This window comes from Streptomyces sp. NPDC057623 (assembly GCF_042800355.1).
Lineage (GTDB): Bacteria > Actinomycetota > Actinomycetes > Streptomycetales > Streptomycetaceae > Streptomyces.
Window position 1 is genome coordinate 212359 of the sequence record NZ_JBHVGZ010000008.1, and the last position, 15556, is coordinate 227914.

The 15556-nt window shown below is 70.1% G+C and carries 19 protein-coding genes; 8 read left to right on the forward strand and 11 right to left on the reverse strand.

Annotated features, from left to right (window positions below; genetic code table 11):
• Positions 1-150: 150 nt before the first annotated feature.
• Both ACFU95_RS12080 and ACFU95_RS12085 read right to left on the reverse strand, forming a co-directional pair.
• Positions 151-978 carry an ABC transporter permease gene (locus ACFU95_RS12080; protein WP_383825529.1) on the reverse strand — a complete coding sequence of 276 codons (828 nt, stop codon included), beginning with the start codon at positions 976-978 and terminating at the stop codon, positions 151-153.
• Positions 975-1973 carry an ATP-binding cassette domain-containing protein gene (locus ACFU95_RS12085; protein WP_383825532.1) on the reverse strand — a complete coding sequence of 333 codons (999 nt, stop codon included), beginning with the start codon at positions 1971-1973 and terminating at the stop codon, positions 975-977. Before ACFU95_RS12085 ends, ACFU95_RS12080 begins: the two co-directional genes overlap by 4 nt.
• An 89-nt stretch (positions 1974-2062) precedes the next feature.
• Here ACFU95_RS12085 and ACFU95_RS12090 point away from each other — a divergent pair, with 89 nt between their 5' ends.
• The gene (locus ACFU95_RS12090) at positions 2063-2872 is read left to right on the forward strand and encodes a TetR/AcrR family transcriptional regulator (protein ID WP_383825535.1); all 810 of its coding nucleotides are present in this window, start codon (positions 2063-2065) and stop codon (positions 2870-2872) included.
• A 49-nt stretch (positions 2873-2921) separates the two neighbouring features.
• On the opposite strand, the gene ACFU95_RS12095 is transcribed toward ACFU95_RS12090, so the two are convergent.
• The 3 genes from ACFU95_RS12095 to ACFU95_RS12105 form a co-directional block, all read right to left on the reverse strand.
• Positions 2922-3467, reverse strand: a complete 546-nt coding sequence (locus ACFU95_RS12095) for a hypothetical protein (RefSeq protein WP_383825538.1) — start codon at positions 3465-3467, stop codon at positions 2922-2924.
• Positions 3464-4090 carry a hypothetical protein gene (locus ACFU95_RS12100; RefSeq protein ID WP_383825541.1) on the reverse strand — a complete coding sequence of 209 codons (627 nt, stop codon included), beginning with the start codon at positions 4088-4090 and terminating at the stop codon, positions 3464-3466. The genes ACFU95_RS12095 and ACFU95_RS12100 overlap by 4 nt, the downstream gene beginning before the upstream one ends.
• A gap of 117 nt (positions 4091-4207) precedes the next feature.
• Positions 4208-5188 (reverse strand): WD40 repeat domain-containing protein, encoded by a 981-nt coding sequence (locus ACFU95_RS12105; RefSeq protein ID WP_383825544.1) that lies wholly within the window; start codon positions 5186-5188, stop codon positions 4208-4210.
• 125 nt (positions 5189-5313) lie between these two features.
• Between ACFU95_RS12105 and ACFU95_RS12110 the strand changes: the two genes are divergently transcribed.
• A complete protein-coding gene (locus tag ACFU95_RS12110) occupies positions 5314-6006 on the forward strand; it encodes an SGNH/GDSL hydrolase family protein (protein ID WP_383825547.1) in 693 nt (230 codons plus the stop codon).
• Here ACFU95_RS12110 and ACFU95_RS12115 read toward each other — a convergent pair.
• A complete protein-coding gene (locus ACFU95_RS12115) occupies positions 5982-6743 on the reverse strand; it encodes an aminoglycoside adenylyltransferase family protein (RefSeq protein WP_383825550.1) in 762 nt (253 codons plus the stop codon). The two genes, ACFU95_RS12110 and ACFU95_RS12115, sit on opposite strands and share 25 nt — an antisense overlap.
• Positions 6744-6834: 91 nt before the next feature.
• On the opposite strand from ACFU95_RS12115, the gene ACFU95_RS12120 reads away from it, so the two are divergent.
• On the forward strand, positions 6835-7419 hold the full coding sequence (locus ACFU95_RS12120; RefSeq protein WP_383825552.1) for a Uma2 family endonuclease: 585 nt from the start codon (positions 6835-6837) through the stop codon (positions 7417-7419).
• A 16-nt stretch (positions 7420-7435) separates the two neighbouring features.
• The gene (locus ACFU95_RS12125; protein ID WP_383825555.1) at positions 7436-8086 is read left to right on the forward strand and encodes a 1,4-alpha-glucan branching protein; all 651 of its coding nucleotides are present in this window, start codon (positions 7436-7438) and stop codon (positions 8084-8086) included.
• On the opposite strand, the gene ACFU95_RS12130 is transcribed toward ACFU95_RS12125, so the two are convergent.
• Complete coding sequence (locus tag ACFU95_RS12130; RefSeq protein WP_383825558.1) at positions 8083-9015, reverse strand: nuclear transport factor 2 family protein; 933 nt, start codon at positions 9013-9015, stop codon at positions 8083-8085. The two genes, ACFU95_RS12125 and ACFU95_RS12130, sit on opposite strands and share 4 nt — an antisense overlap.
• A 126-nt stretch (positions 9016-9141) precedes the next feature.
• On the opposite strand from ACFU95_RS12130, the gene ACFU95_RS12135 reads away from it, so the two are divergent.
• Entirely contained in the window at positions 9142-10134 is a 993-nt protein-coding gene (locus ACFU95_RS12135; protein WP_383825560.1) for an aldo/keto reductase, read from the forward strand.
• A gap of 228 nt (positions 10135-10362) precedes the next feature.
• On the opposite strand, the gene thpR is transcribed toward ACFU95_RS12135, so the two are convergent.
• Positions 10363-10935, reverse strand: a complete 573-nt coding sequence (gene thpR, locus ACFU95_RS12140; RefSeq protein ID WP_383825563.1) for an RNA 2',3'-cyclic phosphodiesterase — start codon at positions 10933-10935, stop codon at positions 10363-10365.
• A gap of 26 nt (positions 10936-10961) precedes the next feature.
• Between thpR and ACFU95_RS12145 the strand changes: the two genes are divergently transcribed.
• The gene (locus tag ACFU95_RS12145) at positions 10962-11480 is read left to right on the forward strand and encodes a GNAT family N-acetyltransferase (RefSeq protein WP_383825566.1); all 519 of its coding nucleotides are present in this window, start codon (positions 10962-10964) and stop codon (positions 11478-11480) included.
• Positions 11481-11542: 62 nt separating this feature from the next.
• Here the strand turns inward: ACFU95_RS12145 and ACFU95_RS12150 are convergent, their stop codons facing one another.
• Together ACFU95_RS12150 and ACFU95_RS12155 are read right to left on the reverse strand one after the other, a co-directional pair.
• Complete coding sequence (locus tag ACFU95_RS12150) at positions 11543-12826, reverse strand: MFS transporter (RefSeq protein WP_383825569.1); 1284 nt, start codon at positions 12824-12826, stop codon at positions 11543-11545.
• Between the two features lie 108 nt (positions 12827-12934).
• Entirely contained in the window at positions 12935-13372 is a 438-nt protein-coding gene (locus ACFU95_RS12155; RefSeq protein ID WP_048581218.1) for a MarR family winged helix-turn-helix transcriptional regulator, read from the reverse strand.
• 166 nt (positions 13373-13538) lie between these two features.
• Between ACFU95_RS12155 and ACFU95_RS12160 the strand changes: the two genes are divergently transcribed.
• Positions 13539-13721 (forward strand): ribbon-helix-helix protein, CopG family, encoded by a 183-nt coding sequence (locus ACFU95_RS12160; protein WP_048581217.1) that lies wholly within the window; start codon positions 13539-13541, stop codon positions 13719-13721.
• Positions 13722-13730: 9 nt separating this feature from the next.
• Here ACFU95_RS12160 and ACFU95_RS12165 read toward each other — a convergent pair whose 3' ends face one another.
• Positions 13731-15131: an NCS2 family permease gene (locus tag ACFU95_RS12165; protein ID WP_383825573.1), complete on the reverse strand. Its 1401-nt coding sequence runs from the start codon at positions 15129-15131 to the stop codon at positions 13731-13733.
• A 127-nt stretch (positions 15132-15258) separates the two neighbouring features.
• Here ACFU95_RS12165 and ACFU95_RS12170 point away from each other — a divergent pair, with 127 nt between their 5' ends.
• Complete coding sequence (locus ACFU95_RS12170; protein ID WP_383825576.1) at positions 15259-15555, forward strand: DUF2530 domain-containing protein; 297 nt, start codon at positions 15259-15261, stop codon at positions 15553-15555.
• Position 15556 lies beyond the last annotated feature (1 nt).

The following is a 15556-nucleotide window of genomic DNA, read 5'->3' on the forward strand; positions in this document are numbered from 1 at the left end:
CTCGGGGTGGCGCGGCCCCGGAACGATGGGAGCGCTCCCATACACCGCGCACCTCCCAGGAAACTGACGCACCATGGGCACGTCAAGGAGGTGCGCGGCATTCACCGGTTCACCACCGGCCGGCCGACGGCTCGGCCGCCGGTCCTAGGGTCACCGGCTCAGCTTCTGGAACCGGCGTACCGCCAGCGGCAGGAAGATCGCCGTGAGGATCACCGGCCACACCCCCGCCATCAGCAGCGCGTGCTGCTCGATCCAGGAGCCCCCGGCCACCGCCGCGCCCGGCACCCCGAACAGCTCGCGGCTGGCCGCCGCCGTGGAGGAGATCGGGTTCCAGGCCGCCACCCAGCCCAGCCAGTCGGGCATCAGCTGGGGCGCGACGAAGATGCTGGAGATCATCGTGAGCGGGAAGGCCACGGCGAACAGGCCGCCGGCGGCCTCCGGGTTGGGAACGAGCAGGCCCAGCCACACCCCGATCCAGATCAGCGCGAACCGCAGCCACAGCAGCAGGCCGAAGGCACCGAGGAAGCCGAGACCGCCGTCCGGGCGCCAGCCCATCGCGAAGGCCGTCAGCATCATGATCGCCAACTCGGCGCAGGCGGCGAGCAGATCGGTGATCCCGCGCCCGGCGACGACCGCGGACGAGGCCATCGGCATGGAACGGAAGCGGTCGATGACGCCCTTCGTCGAGTCGTAGACGACGAGGGTGGCGGTGTTGATGAAGCCGAACGCCATCGTCATCACGAACATGCCCGGCATCAGGAAGTCCGTGTAGTTCCCGCCCCCGGGCACCTTCATCGCGCTGCCGAAGACATAGCCGTAGAGCAGCACGGACAGGATCGGGAAGCCCAGCTGCCAGGCGATGTTGACCGGTTGGCGCTGGTAGTGGGTCAGGCCGCGCCGGACGACGTTCCAGACGTCGGCGAGGGCCCAGTACAGGCGGCCGTGCGTGGCCGGGACGGTCAGGTCTACGGCGGTCATGCGACGGGCTCCTTCTCCGCTGAGGGGGTGGACTCGGTGCGGTGTCCGGTCAGCCGCAGGAAGACGTCGTCGAGGCTCGGCCTGCGCAGCCCGATGTCCTCGACCTGGACACCCTCGTCCTGGAGGGTCCGGGCCACCTCGGTCAGCGCGGACACCCGGTCGGTGACCGGGGCGTGCACGCGCGACTCCTCCTCGTCGGCCTCGGGTTCACCGTCCGAGACGCGGGCGACCACCTTCACCACGCGCGGGATGTCGGACCGTTCGGCGACCACGACCTCGATACGGTCGCCGCCGACGAGGTTCTTCAGCCCGTCCGGGGTGTCGTCGGCGATGGCCCGCCCCTGGTCGATGACGGTGATCTGCGAGGCCAGCTTGTCGGCCTCCTCCAGATACTGCGTGGTCAGCAGGACCGTCGTACCGCTCGCCACCAACGCCCGCACCGACTCCCAGACCTCACCCCGGCTGCGCGGGTCGAGTCCCGTCGTCGGCTCGTCGAGGAAGAGGACGGCCGGGGCGAGGATCATCGAGGCGGCGAGGTCGAGGCGGCGCCGCATCCCGCCGCTGTACTTGCCGACGCCCTTGTCGGCGGCGTCGGTCAGGTCGAACTGGTCCAGCAGTTCCGTGGCGCGCAGCTTGGCCCGCCTGCCGCCCAGGTGGAAGAGCCGGCCGAACATCTCCAGGTTCTGCCGGCCGGTGAGCACCTCGTCCACGGCCGCGTACTGCCCGGTGAGCCCGATCCGCGCCCGCACCTCGCGCGGCCGGCGGGCCACGTCCAGTCCGGCCACCGTCGCCCGGCCGCCGTCCAGCTTGACCAGCGTGGACAGGATGCGTACGGCGGTGGTCTTGCCCGCGCCGTTGGGCCCGAGCAGGCCGTGCACCGTGCCCTCCCGTACGGCCAGGTCGAAGCCGTCCAGGGCGCGCTTCTCGCCGTAGCGCTTCTCCAGCCCTTCGGCCCGCACCGCGTATCCGTCGCTCCCGACGCTTCCTTCTGTCATGGGGTCCCCCTCTCGGATAACTGAGTACACCGTACCCGATTGCGCGTACAGCGTACCCAGTTTTTCCCGAAGGACTTAAGCTGAAGTGCATGACGAGCGGCAAGGGCGGTACCGGCGGTACGGAGACCAGTGGCAGCGGCGATATCGTCCGCACCCTGGAGCTCCTGTGGGAGACGGGCCGGCGGCCCAGTCGCGGACCCAAGCCGGCCCTGACCCTGGACCAGATCGTGGAAGCGGCCGTCCGGGTCGCGGACACCGAGGGGCTGGAGTCGCTGTCCATGCGCCGGGTCGCCGCGGAGCTGGGCACCGGCACGATGTCGCTGTACCGCTACCTCCCCGGCAAGGCCGAGCTGCTCGACCTCATGCTGGACCGCGTCCAGCGCCCCTCCGAGAACCCGGCCGACCTCGGCGACGGCGGCTGGCGCTCGGCACTGGCGGCCATGGGCCGCGCGACCCTCGACCTCTACCGCCGCCACCCCTGGCTGCTCCAGGTCAACCAGTCCCGCCCGATCCTGGGCCCGAGCGCGCTCGACGGCATGGAGAAGGTGCTCGACCGCATCAAGCCGATGGGCCTGCCCGACCCCGAGCTGGTCTCGGCGATCATCATGATCGACGGGTACGTCGTCGGGGCCGCGCGCACCCGGCTGTACGCGCAGGAGGCGGAGCGCCGGACGGGCCTGACGGACACGGAGTTCTGGCAGGCCCAGACGCCGATGCTGGAGAAGATCATGGCGTCCGGCCGCTACCCGCTCCTCGCGACCCTCGACGAGGACACCTGGGGCCCCGACTTCGACCACTTCGAGTTCGGGTTGCAGCGGATCCTGGACGGGCTGGAGGTGTTCGTCGCGCGGCGCGCGAGGTCGGCAGTGGGTGCCGACGGGGACGAGAGCCAGGGATGAGACCTGGGGACGGGACCGGGGAACGAGGCCTGGGGACGGCCGGCAGCCCCTAGGGCGTCGGCTCCGCGACCATGGCGATCCAGCTCAGCAACCCCACGGGGACGGCGACCAGGACGGCGTAACCCACCCGGTCGGCCACCCGCTGGCGCCGCGAGGGTTCCCGGCGATGGTCTTCGCCGCGTCGGTCCGCCCCGCGCGGCTTGATCGCCTGGTACGCGAGGACCGCGAGGACGGCCACGCAGATCGACACCTGCCAGAGCTCACCCACGACGCCCCAGAACCCGACCCGCTGGAGCGTCTCCGGCTCGATACCCTGCCGCGCCGCGAACTCCGTACCGTCCGGATAGTCGCGTCCGGTGTCCTTGAGGGACACGTAGTCGGCGGCCGTCGCGCCGTCGGGCGTGAAGTCCCCGTGGCAGTCGTATGCGGAGTGCTTACCGCTCAGGTCGGTGTCGTAGCAGCGCTCCACCTTGTACGTGCCCGGGGTGCCGTAGATACCGGCGGACAGGGCCATGTCGGCGGTCGCGGTGACGCACCAGAAGGCCATGACGAAGGCGAGGACGACACCGCTCGCCCAGCCGAGAACGCGCTTCATCCGCCCACCATGATGTTCGGTTCCTTCTCCAACAGCCGGGAGATTCCGGCCTGTTCGGCGAGGAGGGCTCGCTGCGCACCGGCCTGCGCGCGCTCCCCCTCGTACTTCGCCCAGGGCGCGGGCTGCACGAAGAGCATGGCGTTGCTGCCCGGCACGATCATGACGCCGCCGAAGACCGGGTCACCGGCGAACCAGGCGCCGCCCTCCTCGGCCTCCTCCGGCCAGCGGCGCACCGTGGAGGCGTTGACCGCACGCAGCGAGGGGGCCCCGTGCTGCCCGCGCACCGAGAGCCGGATGGTGAACACGGTGCCGAGGTACTTCCACTCGGAGCCCTTCTTGGACACCCGCGTCCGATACTCCAGGGGATAGGTGCGCAGCACCTGCCCGCATGCCCTGAGCCGCGAGCCGTGGCGCAGCCGGAGCATGAGGAAGATCAGGACGAGGAAGGCGGCCGGGACGGCGAACGCGGGCAGGGCCGCGTCGTACCCGACCGTGTGCGCCACGAACGGAACCGCGAGCAGACCCGCGGCGAGCGCGAGGCGCGAGGCTGTGTGCCGGTACAGCAGCGTGCGGTTGTGCCGGAGCACCTGGGCGACGTCGGGTGGCACGGGCGGGTTGTCCATGCGGAGCGGGATGGTCCTTCGCGCGGAATCACAAGATCGGCGGGCAGGGTCCGGGTGACGCTATCAGGGCCCGCGTCAGCGCCCACTGCCGTGCTCGCGAACCTGCGCGATCCCCTCTCATCCCCTCCGCAACAGCCGCCGGAGCCCGAACACCACGACGACACCGACGAGTACGGCGATGCCTCCGACCTTGAGGTCTCCGGTCCTGCCGCCGTCGCCACCGTCGTCGGACGAGGCCGAACCACCGCTGCTGGAGGACGAGTCGGAGGACCCGGCGTCCCCGGGAGCGTCCTCCGCCACCACGGCGCTGCCGACTCCCTCGCTGCCGAGCATGAGCTTGGTGCCGTCGGTCGAGTAGCTGGCGGACTCGCCCTGGCCGAGGGGCACGCTGATGCGCTCCAGCCGCTTGAGTTTGCCGCCGTTCCAGTCGTAGGCGACGCCACCGAAGTAGCCGCGTACGGCGAGGGTTCTGCCGTCCGGGGAGAAGGCGGCGTCGGTGGCCCACATGTCGACGGGGACGGTGGGCTTGAAGACGTTCGTGCCGGAGGAGGAGAGCTCGGCCGGACCCTCGTACAGGTGCCCGCCGTCCTCCTGCTTGTCGATGATGTAGACGCGCCCGGTCTTCGGGTGCACGACGAGCGACTCGGCGTCGCGGCTGCCGTCGGTGTACTTCACCACGTACTGCGTGGCGCGGATCGTCCGGTCCTTCAGCGTCCTGGGCTCGGGGAGCCGGTAGATCCACACGTACGGCCACCGCACGCCGTCGTTGTCGCCGATGTCGCCGACCCAGATCTCGTTGTCCGGCCCGATGGAGATCGCCTCCACGTCGCGCGGGGTGCCCACGCCGGTCATGGTGATCCGCGCGACGGTCTCGCCGGTGGCGCTGTCGACGGCGTAGAGGTAGGCGCCCTCGTCCTGGTCGTTGTGCGTCCAGTAGATGCCCGGGTGCTGACGCGAGGCGGCGAGGCCGCTGGACTCCGTGATGCGCGGGTCCTTGATCGTGAAGTCCTCGGTGCCCTTGCCGTCGGCGGCGGAGGCGGGCAGGGCGCAGGCGCCCGCGAGCAGGAGTCCGGCGAGAAGGGCGATCGGTCGACGCATGCCCCCAAGCCTGCCATCCGGCTGATGTTTCGAAGGCCGGGTCGGCGGGGGCACTGTCGGCGGCGTGTCCGGCTTCACACCACTCCCGCCCCTACCCTCCGGTAGCGATCGTCCATCATGAGCGGATGCTCAGGTTGATGCCCGTCGGCGACTCCCAGACCATCGGCAGCGCCGGCGAACACACGTGGCGCTACCGCATGTGGCAGCACCTGCGTGAGACGTACGGCGGCCCGTTCGCCCTCGTCGGCCCGCGCGAGACCCTCTACGACAAGGCCGTGGACGCGCCCACGTCGTACGAGTACGCCGACCCCGATCCGGCCTTCCCCCGCGCCCACCTGGCCGGCTGGGGCGAGGGCTGGCTGCACATGGCGCCGCTGATCGGCGAGGCGGTGCGGACGTGCCGGGCGAATGTGCTGCTGGTGTCGCTGGGCCTGATCGACCTCGGCTTCTACACGAACGCCGAGCAGACGGCGCGGAACGTACGGGCCTTCGTGGCCGAGGCACGGTCGGCGAACCCGCGGGTGCGGATCGCCGTCCTGCCGGTGATCCCGAACGTCCGCGCCGAGTCGGAGGAGCCCTTCGCCGCCGAGGTCGCCCGCTTCAACGAACTCCTCGCGAAGGCGGTCGCGGACCTGGACGAGCCGCGCTCCCCCCTGCTGTTGGCATCCCCGCCCCCGTCGTACGACATCCATCTCGACACGTACGACGGCACGCACCCGAACGCGAGCGGCGAGCACAAGATCGCGGGGGCGTTCGCGGAGGCGATGCACCAGGCGTGGGACCTGGGCGAGCCCTACGCGCTACCTTTCGCCGCCTGATCCTCGATCGCCCGCACGAGGAACCCGGCGCACGGGCGGACGCCGGGGGCCAGGGTGTCGTCCCAGCGCTCGGCCTCGTCGCCGCGGTACACGGCTCGGGCGTGGGCCAGGACGGGCCGGTGTTCGGCGGGGAGCCGTGGGAGGACCCAGTCGGCGGCGGCGTCCTTGGCACGGACGGCCCCCGTGGCGAGGGTGGTCCAGATCCGGGCCAGGGTGAGGAGGACGTTGCGGGTGTCGGTGTCCAACTCGGCCACCAGCTCGGGCACTCCGGCGACGATCGCCCGCCGCAGGTCCTCGTGCGGAACGGGGTCGAGGACGTCGGCGGGCGGCGGACCGTACAGCGGGGCGTCCGCGAGCAGGACCATGGTGAGGAGCGGGGCGAGGTCGGGGCTGGGCTCGGGGCCGGGGACGACTCCGCGCTCGTACTCGTCCCGCAGCCACTCGCCGTACAGGAAGTCGCGGGTGGGCGGGAAGCGCCACGGCCGTACCTCGTCCTGTACGACGACGATGAGCTCGACGGGGCGGGCGGCTCCGCCGGACACCTTCAGCAACTCCTGGACCAGGAAGCGGCGTTGGGCGTGGGTGGCGGGTTCGCGTACGACGGCCAGGACGTCGATGTCGCTGTGGGGGCGCAGGCCGCCGAGGGTGGCGGAGCCGTGGAGGTAGATGCCGAGGACGGTGTCGGGGAGGGTGCGGTGGAGGAGGGGGAGGAGGTGCTGGGTGCCGGGGGCAGGCATGTGAGCTTCCTCTCCGTGTCACGGTCACTGTGCGTATCGTTGAACTGCGCGGCTGCACTCGTCCATGGGGCAGCCGGGGAGGAGCGCCACGATGACCGTCCTTGAAGACAGGATCGAGATGGCCGAGGAAGACGACGAGCTGACTCTGGACGCGCTGTTCGAGTCGCTTGAGCGGACCACCCCCGAGGGTTACAAGGTCGAGATCGTCGAGGGGACCATCTTCATGTCGCCGCAGCGGGACACGCACTGGGAGATCATCGCCGACATCTACGAGCAACTGCGCACCAAGTACCCGCGCAAGCGCGTGAAGTCGGATGTGCGTATCGACTATCCAGGGCACCTGAACGGCTTCGCCTCGGACGTGACTCTCGTGGCCGAGGATGCCGAGAAGGCCCCGAGTGGGCTCTGGCGCTGCCAGGACGTCGTTTTCGTCGCCGAGGTCATCTCGAAGAGCACCGCTGCGAACGACTATGGCCCCAAGAAGGCCGCGTTCGCCATCGCCGAGATCCCCGTCTACCTCGTCGCCGATCCCTACCAGGGCAAGTGTCACCTCTACACCCAGCCCAAGGACGGCGAGTACATCACAGAGACGTCAGTCACCTTCGGCGGCGACGTCGACATGACCACCACCCTCCTCGGCCTCACCCTGAAAACCGACGAGTTCCCCCGCGACTGATGACAAGCTGAGCGGCATGGCCGTCATCCACCACACCACCCTCAAGCCCACCAAGCTCGAACTGCTCGCCTCCTGGCTGCCCACCCGCCCCTGGTACGTCGGCACCGGCGAACCGGCGTTGACCAAGGCGGGCGGCTTCCGGCTGGACGATCCCGAGGGCGAGGTCGGCATCGAGTTCATGGTGGCCACGGACGCCTCCGGCCCCGCCCCGGTCCACTACCTCGTGCCGCTCACCTACCGAGGCGCTCCCCTCGACGGCGCGGAGCACGCTCTCGTCGGCACGATGGAGCACGGCGTCTTGGGCCCGCGTTGGGTCTACGACGGGCCCCACGACCCGGTGCTGGTCGCCCAGTTGCTCGCCCTGTTGGAAGGGCGCGCCCAGGCCATGGCCCAGAGCATCACCGACACCCCCGACCACGAGGTCACCCACGCCTGCACCGGTGACGGCCTCCCCACCGGGGACTGGGCCGCCACGGCCACCGACGACCAGGACGGCACGGAGCTGCGCGGCTCCGACGGTACGGCGGTGCTCCGGCTCCACCGGGTGCTGCGGCCCGCCCAGGAGGCTCCCCAGGACGCGGACGGTCACGTCACCGGCGCCTGGCAGCTGCCGGACGGCACCCGGGCGAGGGCTGTGTTCGCCGCCCTTGGCAACTCCCTGTCCTAGAACATCCCGTTGTCGTTCGCGGACGTGGCCGGCACGTCCTGAAGCACATCCCAGTGCTCCACGATCTTCCCGCCCCGCACCCGGAAGAGATCCACGACCGCCTGCCCTCGCTCCCCCGGCACGTTGACGTAGTGGCTGTGCACGGCGACCAGGTCACCCTCGGCGATCACCCGCTTCGGTGTGACCTTCAGCTGCGGGAACGCCTCGAAGTACCCGCCGAGCCCCGCCTTCACGCCCGCCACGCCGTCCGCGATGTTCGGGTTGTGCTGGTGGTACTCGGACCCCCAGTAGCGGTCGACGGCGGTCAGATCCTTCCGCACGAGCAACTGGTCGAAGGCCTTGGTGACCAGCTTCTCGTTGTACGCGGTCAGCCACGGCGCCCCCGGCCGCTCCGTCCGCGGCCAACTCTCCGTGGAGAACATGTCGTTCCCGTTGGCGGAGCCCTCCGGCACGCTCTGCCCCACGTCCCAGTGCTCGGCGATCTTCCCGCCCTGGAAGCGGAAGATGTCGAAGACCGCCTGGCCGCGCGTGTCCGGCGTCATCACCACGTTCGAGTGCACCAGCACCAGGTCACCCTCGGAGATGACCCGCCTGATGTCGTACTCGGCGTCCGGGAACTGCTGGTGGACGGCCTTGCCGAGGTTCTTCAGCGTCTCGGCGCCATCGGGCGCGAGCGGGTTGTGCTGGATGCAGTCCGGGCGGACGTAACGGTCGACGACGTCCGTGTCGCCCTGCTCGAACACGCCCTTGAGGACGCGGGCGGCGACGTACTTCTGGTAGGCGAGGCGCGCCTGTTCGCCGTACCCGGCGTGGTGCGCGGCAGCGCTCGGCGTGGCCGCTGTCGCGGGGGTGGCGGCGACCGGGACGGCGAGGGCCGCCGCGGCGAGGGCGGCGACAAGGGCCCTGCGGGCAGGCGTGGTGGGGGTCACGGTGCTCTCTCTCCAATCAAATTGAAAGTTCAAGCTAACGCTCACGAAAGGAAAGCACTAACCAACAGTTAGCGTCAAGGTCGAATCGCTTGCCTAGAGCGCACTCCACGCGACTAGCGTGCTGGCATGAAGTACACGCAGCTCGGACGCACGGGACTCAAGGTCAGCCGACTCGTCCTCGGCACCATGAACTTCGGTCCGCACACCGACGAGGCCGACAGCCACGCGATCATGGACGCGGCGCTGGACGCGGGCATCAACTTCTTCGACACGGCGAACGTCTACGGCTGGGGCGACGACAAGGGCCGTACCGAGGAGATCATCGGCAACTGGTTCGCCAAGGGCGGCGAGCGCCGCGAGAAGGTCGTCCTCGCCACCAAGGTGTACGGCAACATGGGCGCCGACGGCGAGGCGTGGCCCAACCACGACAAGCTGTCGGCCGTGAACATCAGGCGGGCCGTCGACGCATCGCTCAAGCGGCTGCAGACCGACCACATCGACCTCTACCAGTTCCACCACGTCGACCGCGCCACCCCCTTCGACGAGATCTGGCAGGCCATCGACGTCCTGGTCCAGCAGGGCAAGATCCTGTACGCCGGGTCGTCCAACTTCCCGGGCTACAAGATCGCCCAGGCCAACGAGACCGCCGCCCGCCGCGGCGGCACCATCGGCCTGGTCAGCGAGCAGTGCCTCTACAACCTCTACGAACGCCGCGCCGAGATGGAGGTCATCCCGGCCGCGCAGGAGTACGGCCTCGGCGTCATCCCGTGGTCGCCGCTGCACGGCGGTGCGCTCGGCGGCGTGCTGAAGAAGGAGGTCGAGGGCGGTCGACGCAGCGCGGGGCGCGCCGCGGGCGCCATGTCAGGCCCCGAGGTACGCGCGAAGATCCAGGCGTACGAGGACCTGCTCGACAAGCACGGCCTGGAGCCCGGCGAGGCCGCCCTGGCCTGGCTGCTCACCCGCCCCGGCGTGACCGGCCCGATCGTCGGCCCGCGCACGGCGGAGCAGCTCGAATCCGCCCTGCGCGCGGTGGAACTGGAGCTGAGCGAGGAGCTGCTGGAAGGGCTGGACGAGATCTTCCCGGGCCCGGGGCCGTCTCCCGAGGCGTTCGCCTGGTAGGCGAACGGGTCGGCGCGGGGGCCCTCGGTCACTTGCCGAGGGCCGCCGCCAGCGCCACCAGCACGAACATCAGCACAAGCGCACCGGCCATGATCCGGTTCCGGGTTTTCGGGTCCACGGGACCGAGCCTAACCGGCCCCCGCGAGCACCCGACCGGCGCCCACCTCGTAACGAGCCCGCCCGCCCAGCACCACCGACGCTCCCCACCCCCGGCCCCACGGAACCGAGCTAGCCGCCCCCTCCGAGCGGCCAACGGGCGACCGCCTCATAGCGGGGCTGCTCGCCCGCCACCCCGGACGTCGGCAGGTTGCTGCGGACCAGCGCGAGGTCGGACACCGTCCAGGTCCGGCTGGTGAAATCGGCGAGGGCATCGACATACGGCCGTACGTCCAGCGCCGACCGGCTGCGTGCCACCGTCAGGTGGGCCTTGTACCGCCGGTGCTCCCCCATCGGCACGCCGGCCTTCCGCGCCGCCGCCTCACCGCGGTCCGCCAGCAGCCGCAGGGTCGCCAGGTCTCCGTCGGCGCCCGCCCACAGCGCCCGCCCGTGCCCGAACTGGCCGCCGCCGCGCAGCGCCAGCGGGAAGGGGGCCGTGCGACGGGCCGCGCGCTCCAGCCGCGCCGACAGGTCCGGTACGAGGTCGTCGTCGACCTCTCCGTAGAAGGCCAGGGTGAAGTGCCAGCCGGGGCGGCCGGTCCAGCGCAGCCCGTCCGCACCGGGCAACTTCCTCAACTCGGCCACCTCGGCGGCCAGTTCACTGGTCACGTCCTCGGGCGGCAGCACGGCGGCGAAGAGTCTCATGGCATCCAGCCTGGCACCATGACGGGATGGAGATCACCATCAGGGACGGCGGACGCGACGACATCCCGGCGATACTCGGCATGCTCGACAGCTGTGTGGAGTGGCTGGCCGGGCAGGGGCGCACGGGGCAGTGGGGGACGAAGCCGCTGTCGGAGAACCCGAGGACGGTGGAGTCGGTGACCCGGCACATGGACGAGGGCAGCGTGTTCATCGCCGAGGCCGGCGGAGTCCCGGCCGCCACCCTGACCCTCACCGGCGCCCCCGGCGCCTATCTCTCCCACCTCCCGCCGCCCGGCGAGCCCGAGCGCTACATCCACTGGCTCGCCTCCGACCGCCGCTTCAAGGGCCACGGTGTGGGCAGCGCCCTGATCACCCACGCCGCCGAGGAGACCCGCCGGGCGGGCGTCTCCCTGCTCCGGGTGGACTGCTACGCGGGCGCCGACGGCAAGCTCGTCCGCTACTACGAGAACAACGGCTTCGTCCGCACGCAGACCTACCAGGGGACGGACGACTGGCCGGGGCAGGTGCTGGCCCGCAGGGTCTGAGCGCCTGCCGGGCGGCCCTACCGGCGCGGCAACCCGCCGCGCCGGTGGAGCGGCCACGGCGCTCACGCCACCGTGGCCAGCCGCTCCGGCTCCGGCTCCCGCTGCCGCGGTACGAACCCCATGTGCGGATGCCCGTGGTTCCAGCCCACCGACAGGCGCAGGCCGCCGACGCGGGCCAGGAGCAGGGCGATCGTCACGGCGGCGGTGGCGGTGATCGCGCCGCCCACCGCCATGCCCGCCCGGACGCCGTACGCGTCCGTGATCCAGCCGGCGATCGGCGCGCCCAGCGGCGCTCCGCCCATGAAGACCATCATGTACAGGGCCATCACGCGGCCCCGCATGCTCGGGTCGGTGGACATCTGGATGCTGCTGTTGGCCGTCACGTTCACCGTCATGCCGAACATGCCTATGGGGGCCATGAGCAGGGCGAACAGCCACAGCGAGGGGGCGAACGCGGCGGCGATCTCCATCGTGCCGAAGGCCACCGCCCCCACGATCAGCACCCGCATCCGGGCCGTACCGCGCCGGGCGGCGAGCAGCGCGCCCGCCAGGGAGCCGACCGCCATCAGGGTGTTGAAGAGGCTGTAGGAGCCGGCGCCCGCGTGGAAGACGTCGTCGGCGAAGGCGGAGAGGTAGACGGGGAAGTTGAAGCCGAAGGTGCTGACGAACCCGGCCAGGGCGATGGTCCAGATCAGCTCAGGCCGTCCGGCCACGTAGCGCAGCCCCTCCCGCAGCTGGCCCTTGCCGCGCGGCGCCCGCTCGACGGCGTGCAGCTCGCGGGCCCGCATCAGCAGCAGACCGGCGATGGGCGCCACGAAGGACAGGCCGTTGGCGAGGAACGCCCACCCGGTGCCGACGCCGGTGATCATCAGGCCGGCCACGGCGGGGCCGATCAGACGGGCCGACTGGAAGTTCGCGGAGTTCAGACTGACCGCGTTCTGCAACTGGTCCGGGCCGACCATTTCGGAGACGAACGACTGACGGGCCGGGTTGTCGACGACGGTCGCCAGACCGACGACGAAGGCGGCCAGGTAGACGTGCCAGACCTGGACGTGGCCGGAGAGGGTGAGGACGGCCAGCGCGACGCCGGTGACGGCCATCGAGGTCTGTGTGACGAGCAGCGTGCCGCGCTTGGGCAGCCGGTCGACGAGGACGCCGCCGTAGAGGCCGAAGAGCAGCATGGGCAGGAACTGGAGGGCCGTCGTGATGCCGACGGCGGTGGCGGAGCCGGTGAGGCTCAGCACCAGCCAGTCCTGGGCGATGCGCTGCATCCAGGTGCCGGTGTTGGAGACGACCTGGCCGAGGAAGAAGAGGCGGTAGTTCCTGACCTTCAGTGAGCTGAACATCGAGGAACGGGGCTTGGGGACGGGCGGGGAGTTGTGGGTGGTCGGTGCGGGTGCGGAGTCTGCTCCGGGTCCCGGACTCAAAAGGGTTCGCCTCCTCGTGAACGCTGCTTACAGGTGTGCGAGCTTCTCCAGCACGGGGGCGGCTGCGCGGATCTTCGCCCACTCGTCCTCGTCGAGCCCCTCGACCAGGGTGGCCAGGAAGGCGTTGCGCTTACGGCGGCTCTCTTCGAGCATGGCCTCGGCCTGCTCCGTCTTCGTGACGACCTTCTGGCGCCGGTCCTCGGGGTGCGGCTCCAGGCGGACCAGTCCCTTGGCCTCCAGCAGTGCGACGATGCGGGTCATCGACGGAGGCTGGACGTGCTCCTTGCGGGCGAGCTCACCGGGGGTGGCCTTCCCGCAGAGGGAGAGGGTGCCCAGCACCGACATCTCGGTGGGGCTCAGCGACTCGTCGACCCGCTGGTGCTTGAGTCGACGCGACAGCCGCATCACGGCGGAGCGCAGGGAGTTCACGGCGGCAGCGTCGTCGCCATGGGTAAGGTCCGACATGTTCTTTAGCGTAACTCATTACTCTCGCTAAAGACCACTCGATTTCACCAAAGGACACGCATCGATGCCCGTGACACCGGCCACCGAATCGAGACATCACTCATTTGGGTGATCCGGCGGCGGAACGTGACACACCGCACCGAAGAGTGCCGCGACCCTCGTCTCCATGGGGACCAGCGTGCTCAGCCTGCGGATAGACCACGAGCTGCTCGAACGACTCCGGGAGCATGCGGCGAAAAGAGGAATGAGCGTCCAGGACTATGTCGTCCGGACGCTCATCCGTGATGACTTCGACGAGCGGTTCCAGTCAGCGGTCGAGGAGACCGAGAAGTTCTACGGCCTCACATGAGACCCGGGCCTACGTGAGACCCAGCGCCGGCATCAGGTAGTAGAAGCCGAACACCGCCGCCACGACGTACATCGCGACCGGCACCTCACGGCCCCGCCCGGCGGCCAGCCGCAGCACCGCGAAGGTGATGAAGCCCATACCGATGCCGTTGGTGATCGAGTAGGTGAACGGCATCATCACCATCGTCACGAAGGCCGGGATCGCGACCGTGTAGTCGGCCCAGTCGATCTCCTTGACGGAGTTCGCCAGGATCAGGAAACCGACCGCGAGCAGGGCCGGGGTGGCCGCCTGGGACGGGACCATGGTGGCGACGGGCGTCAGGAACAGCGCGACGCCGAAGAGGGAGCCGGTGACGACGTTCGCGAAGCCGGTGCGGGCACCCTCGCCCACGCCGGCCGTGGACTCCACGAACGCGGTGGTGGCCGAGGAGGAACTCGCACCGCCCGCGGCGACGGCGAGGCCGTCGACGAACAGGACCTTGTTGATCCCCGGCATCTGCCCCTGGGCGTCGGTCAGCTTCGCCTCGTCGCTGACGCCCATGATCGTGCCCATGGCGTCGAAGAAGCAGGACAGCAGGACCGTGAAGACGAAGAGGACGCCGGTCAGCGCGCCGACCTTCTCGAACCCGCCGAACAGGCTGACCTCGCCGATCAGGCCGAAGTCAGGGCTGGCGACGGGGTTACCGGGCCACTTCGGGGTCGTCAGGCCCCAGGACGGCACGTTCGCGACGGCCTCGATGACGACCGAGACCACGGTCATCGTGACGATCGAGATGAGGATCGCGCCGGAGACCTTGCGGACGATGAGGGCGAGGGTGAGCAGCGCGCCCAGGACGAAGACGAGGACCGGCCAGCCGTTGAGGTGACCGTCGCCGCCGAGCTGGAGGGGCACGGTCGTCTGGGCGACGTCCGGGATACGGGAGACGAAGCCGGAGTCGACCAGCCCGATCAACATGATGAACAGGCCGATACCGATGGAGATGGCCTTGCGCAGGCTGTAGGGCACGGCGTTCATGACGCGCTCGCGCAGACCGGTGGCGACGAGCAGCATGACCACGAAGCCGGCCAGGACCACCATGCCCATGGCGTCCGGCCAGGACATCCGGGGCGCCAGCTGGAGCGCGACGACCGAGTTGACGCCGAGTCCGGCGGCGAGCGCGATCGGCACGTTGCCGATGACGCCCATGAGCAGCGTGGTGAACGCCGCCGTCAGGGCGGTGGCGGTGACCAGCTGTCCGTTGTCCAGCTGGTGGCCGTACATGTCCTTCGCGCTGCCCAGAATGATCGGGTTCAGCACGATGATGTAGGCCATCGCGAAGAAGGTGGCGAGACCGCCACGGACCTCGCGGGGCAGGGTGCTGCCCCGCTCCGAGATCCTGAAGTAGCGGTCGAGTGCGCCGTATGCGGGCATGCTTTGGCTGTTCCTACGAAGAGAAGTGGTCAGGCATAAACCGTTTCAGTATGAACATATAAAGCCGGGAACGGCGATCTCCGCGCGTAGATCCGCGTGGATCCGATCGCCTCGTAAGCTGTCCCCCATGGCGAAGTGGACCCCCAAGCACGAGGCGCCGGAGCCCCTGGAGGGCCCCGTGGTCGCCACCATCACCGGCGGCACGATCCTCTGGTTCGTCCTCTTCGTCGTGCAGCTCCCCTTCTACGGCTGGTTCGACGACCGCGACCTCACCTGGTGGGTGTGGACCTGCCTGGCCGGCGCCGGGCTGGGCCTCATCGGCATCTGGTACGTCCGCAAGCGCGACGCGGCACTCAAGAGGGCGGCCGCGACGGGGACGACGAAGCCGGAGACCGAGCAGTCACCGGCACCGTCGGCCGACTAGG

Coding starts and splice junctions, on each gene's coding strand:
- ACFU95_RS12080 (WP_383825529.1), bottom strand. CDS start 978: ATGACCGCCGTAGACCTGACCGTCCCGGCCACGCACGGCCGCCTGTAC.
- ACFU95_RS12085 (WP_383825532.1), bottom strand. CDS start 1,973: ATGACAGAAGGAAGCGTCGGGAGCGACGGATACGCGGTGCGGGCCGAA.
- ACFU95_RS12090 (WP_383825535.1), top strand. CDS start 2,063: ATGACGAGCGGCAAGGGCGGTACCGGCGGTACGGAGACCAGTGGCAGC.
- ACFU95_RS12095 (WP_383825538.1), bottom strand. CDS start 3,467: ATGAAGCGCGTTCTCGGCTGGGCGAGCGGTGTCGTCCTCGCCTTCGTC.
- ACFU95_RS12100 (WP_383825541.1), bottom strand. CDS start 4,090: ATGGACAACCCGCCCGTGCCACCCGACGTCGCCCAGGTGCTCCGGCAC.
- ACFU95_RS12105 (WP_383825544.1), bottom strand. CDS start 5,188: ATGCGTCGACCGATCGCCCTTCTCGCCGGACTCCTGCTCGCGGGCGCC.
- ACFU95_RS12110 (WP_383825547.1), top strand. CDS start 5,314: ATGCTCAGGTTGATGCCCGTCGGCGACTCCCAGACCATCGGCAGCGCC.
- ACFU95_RS12115 (WP_383825550.1), bottom strand. CDS start 6,743: ATGCCTGCCCCCGGCACCCAGCACCTCCTCCCCCTCCTCCACCGCACC.
- ACFU95_RS12120 (WP_383825552.1), top strand. CDS start 6,835: ATGACCGTCCTTGAAGACAGGATCGAGATGGCCGAGGAAGACGACGAG.
- ACFU95_RS12125 (WP_383825555.1), top strand. CDS start 7,436: ATGGCCGTCATCCACCACACCACCCTCAAGCCCACCAAGCTCGAACTG.
- ACFU95_RS12135 (WP_383825560.1), top strand. CDS start 9,142: ATGAAGTACACGCAGCTCGGACGCACGGGACTCAAGGTCAGCCGACTC.
- thpR (WP_383825563.1), bottom strand. CDS start 10,935: ATGAGACTCTTCGCCGCCGTGCTGCCGCCCGAGGACGTGACCAGTGAA.
- ACFU95_RS12145 (WP_383825566.1), top strand. CDS start 10,962: ATGGAGATCACCATCAGGGACGGCGGACGCGACGACATCCCGGCGATA.
- ACFU95_RS12150 (WP_383825569.1), bottom strand. CDS start 12,826: ATGTTCAGCTCACTGAAGGTCAGGAACTACCGCCTCTTCTTCCTCGGC.
- ACFU95_RS12155 (WP_048581218.1), bottom strand. CDS start 13,372: ATGTCGGACCTTACCCATGGCGACGACGCTGCCGCCGTGAACTCCCTG.
- ACFU95_RS12160 (WP_048581217.1), top strand. CDS start 13,539: ATGGGGACCAGCGTGCTCAGCCTGCGGATAGACCACGAGCTGCTCGAA.
- ACFU95_RS12165 (WP_383825573.1), bottom strand. CDS start 15,131: ATGCCCGCATACGGCGCACTCGACCGCTACTTCAGGATCTCGGAGCGG.
- ACFU95_RS12170 (WP_383825576.1), top strand. CDS start 15,259: ATGGCGAAGTGGACCCCCAAGCACGAGGCGCCGGAGCCCCTGGAGGGC.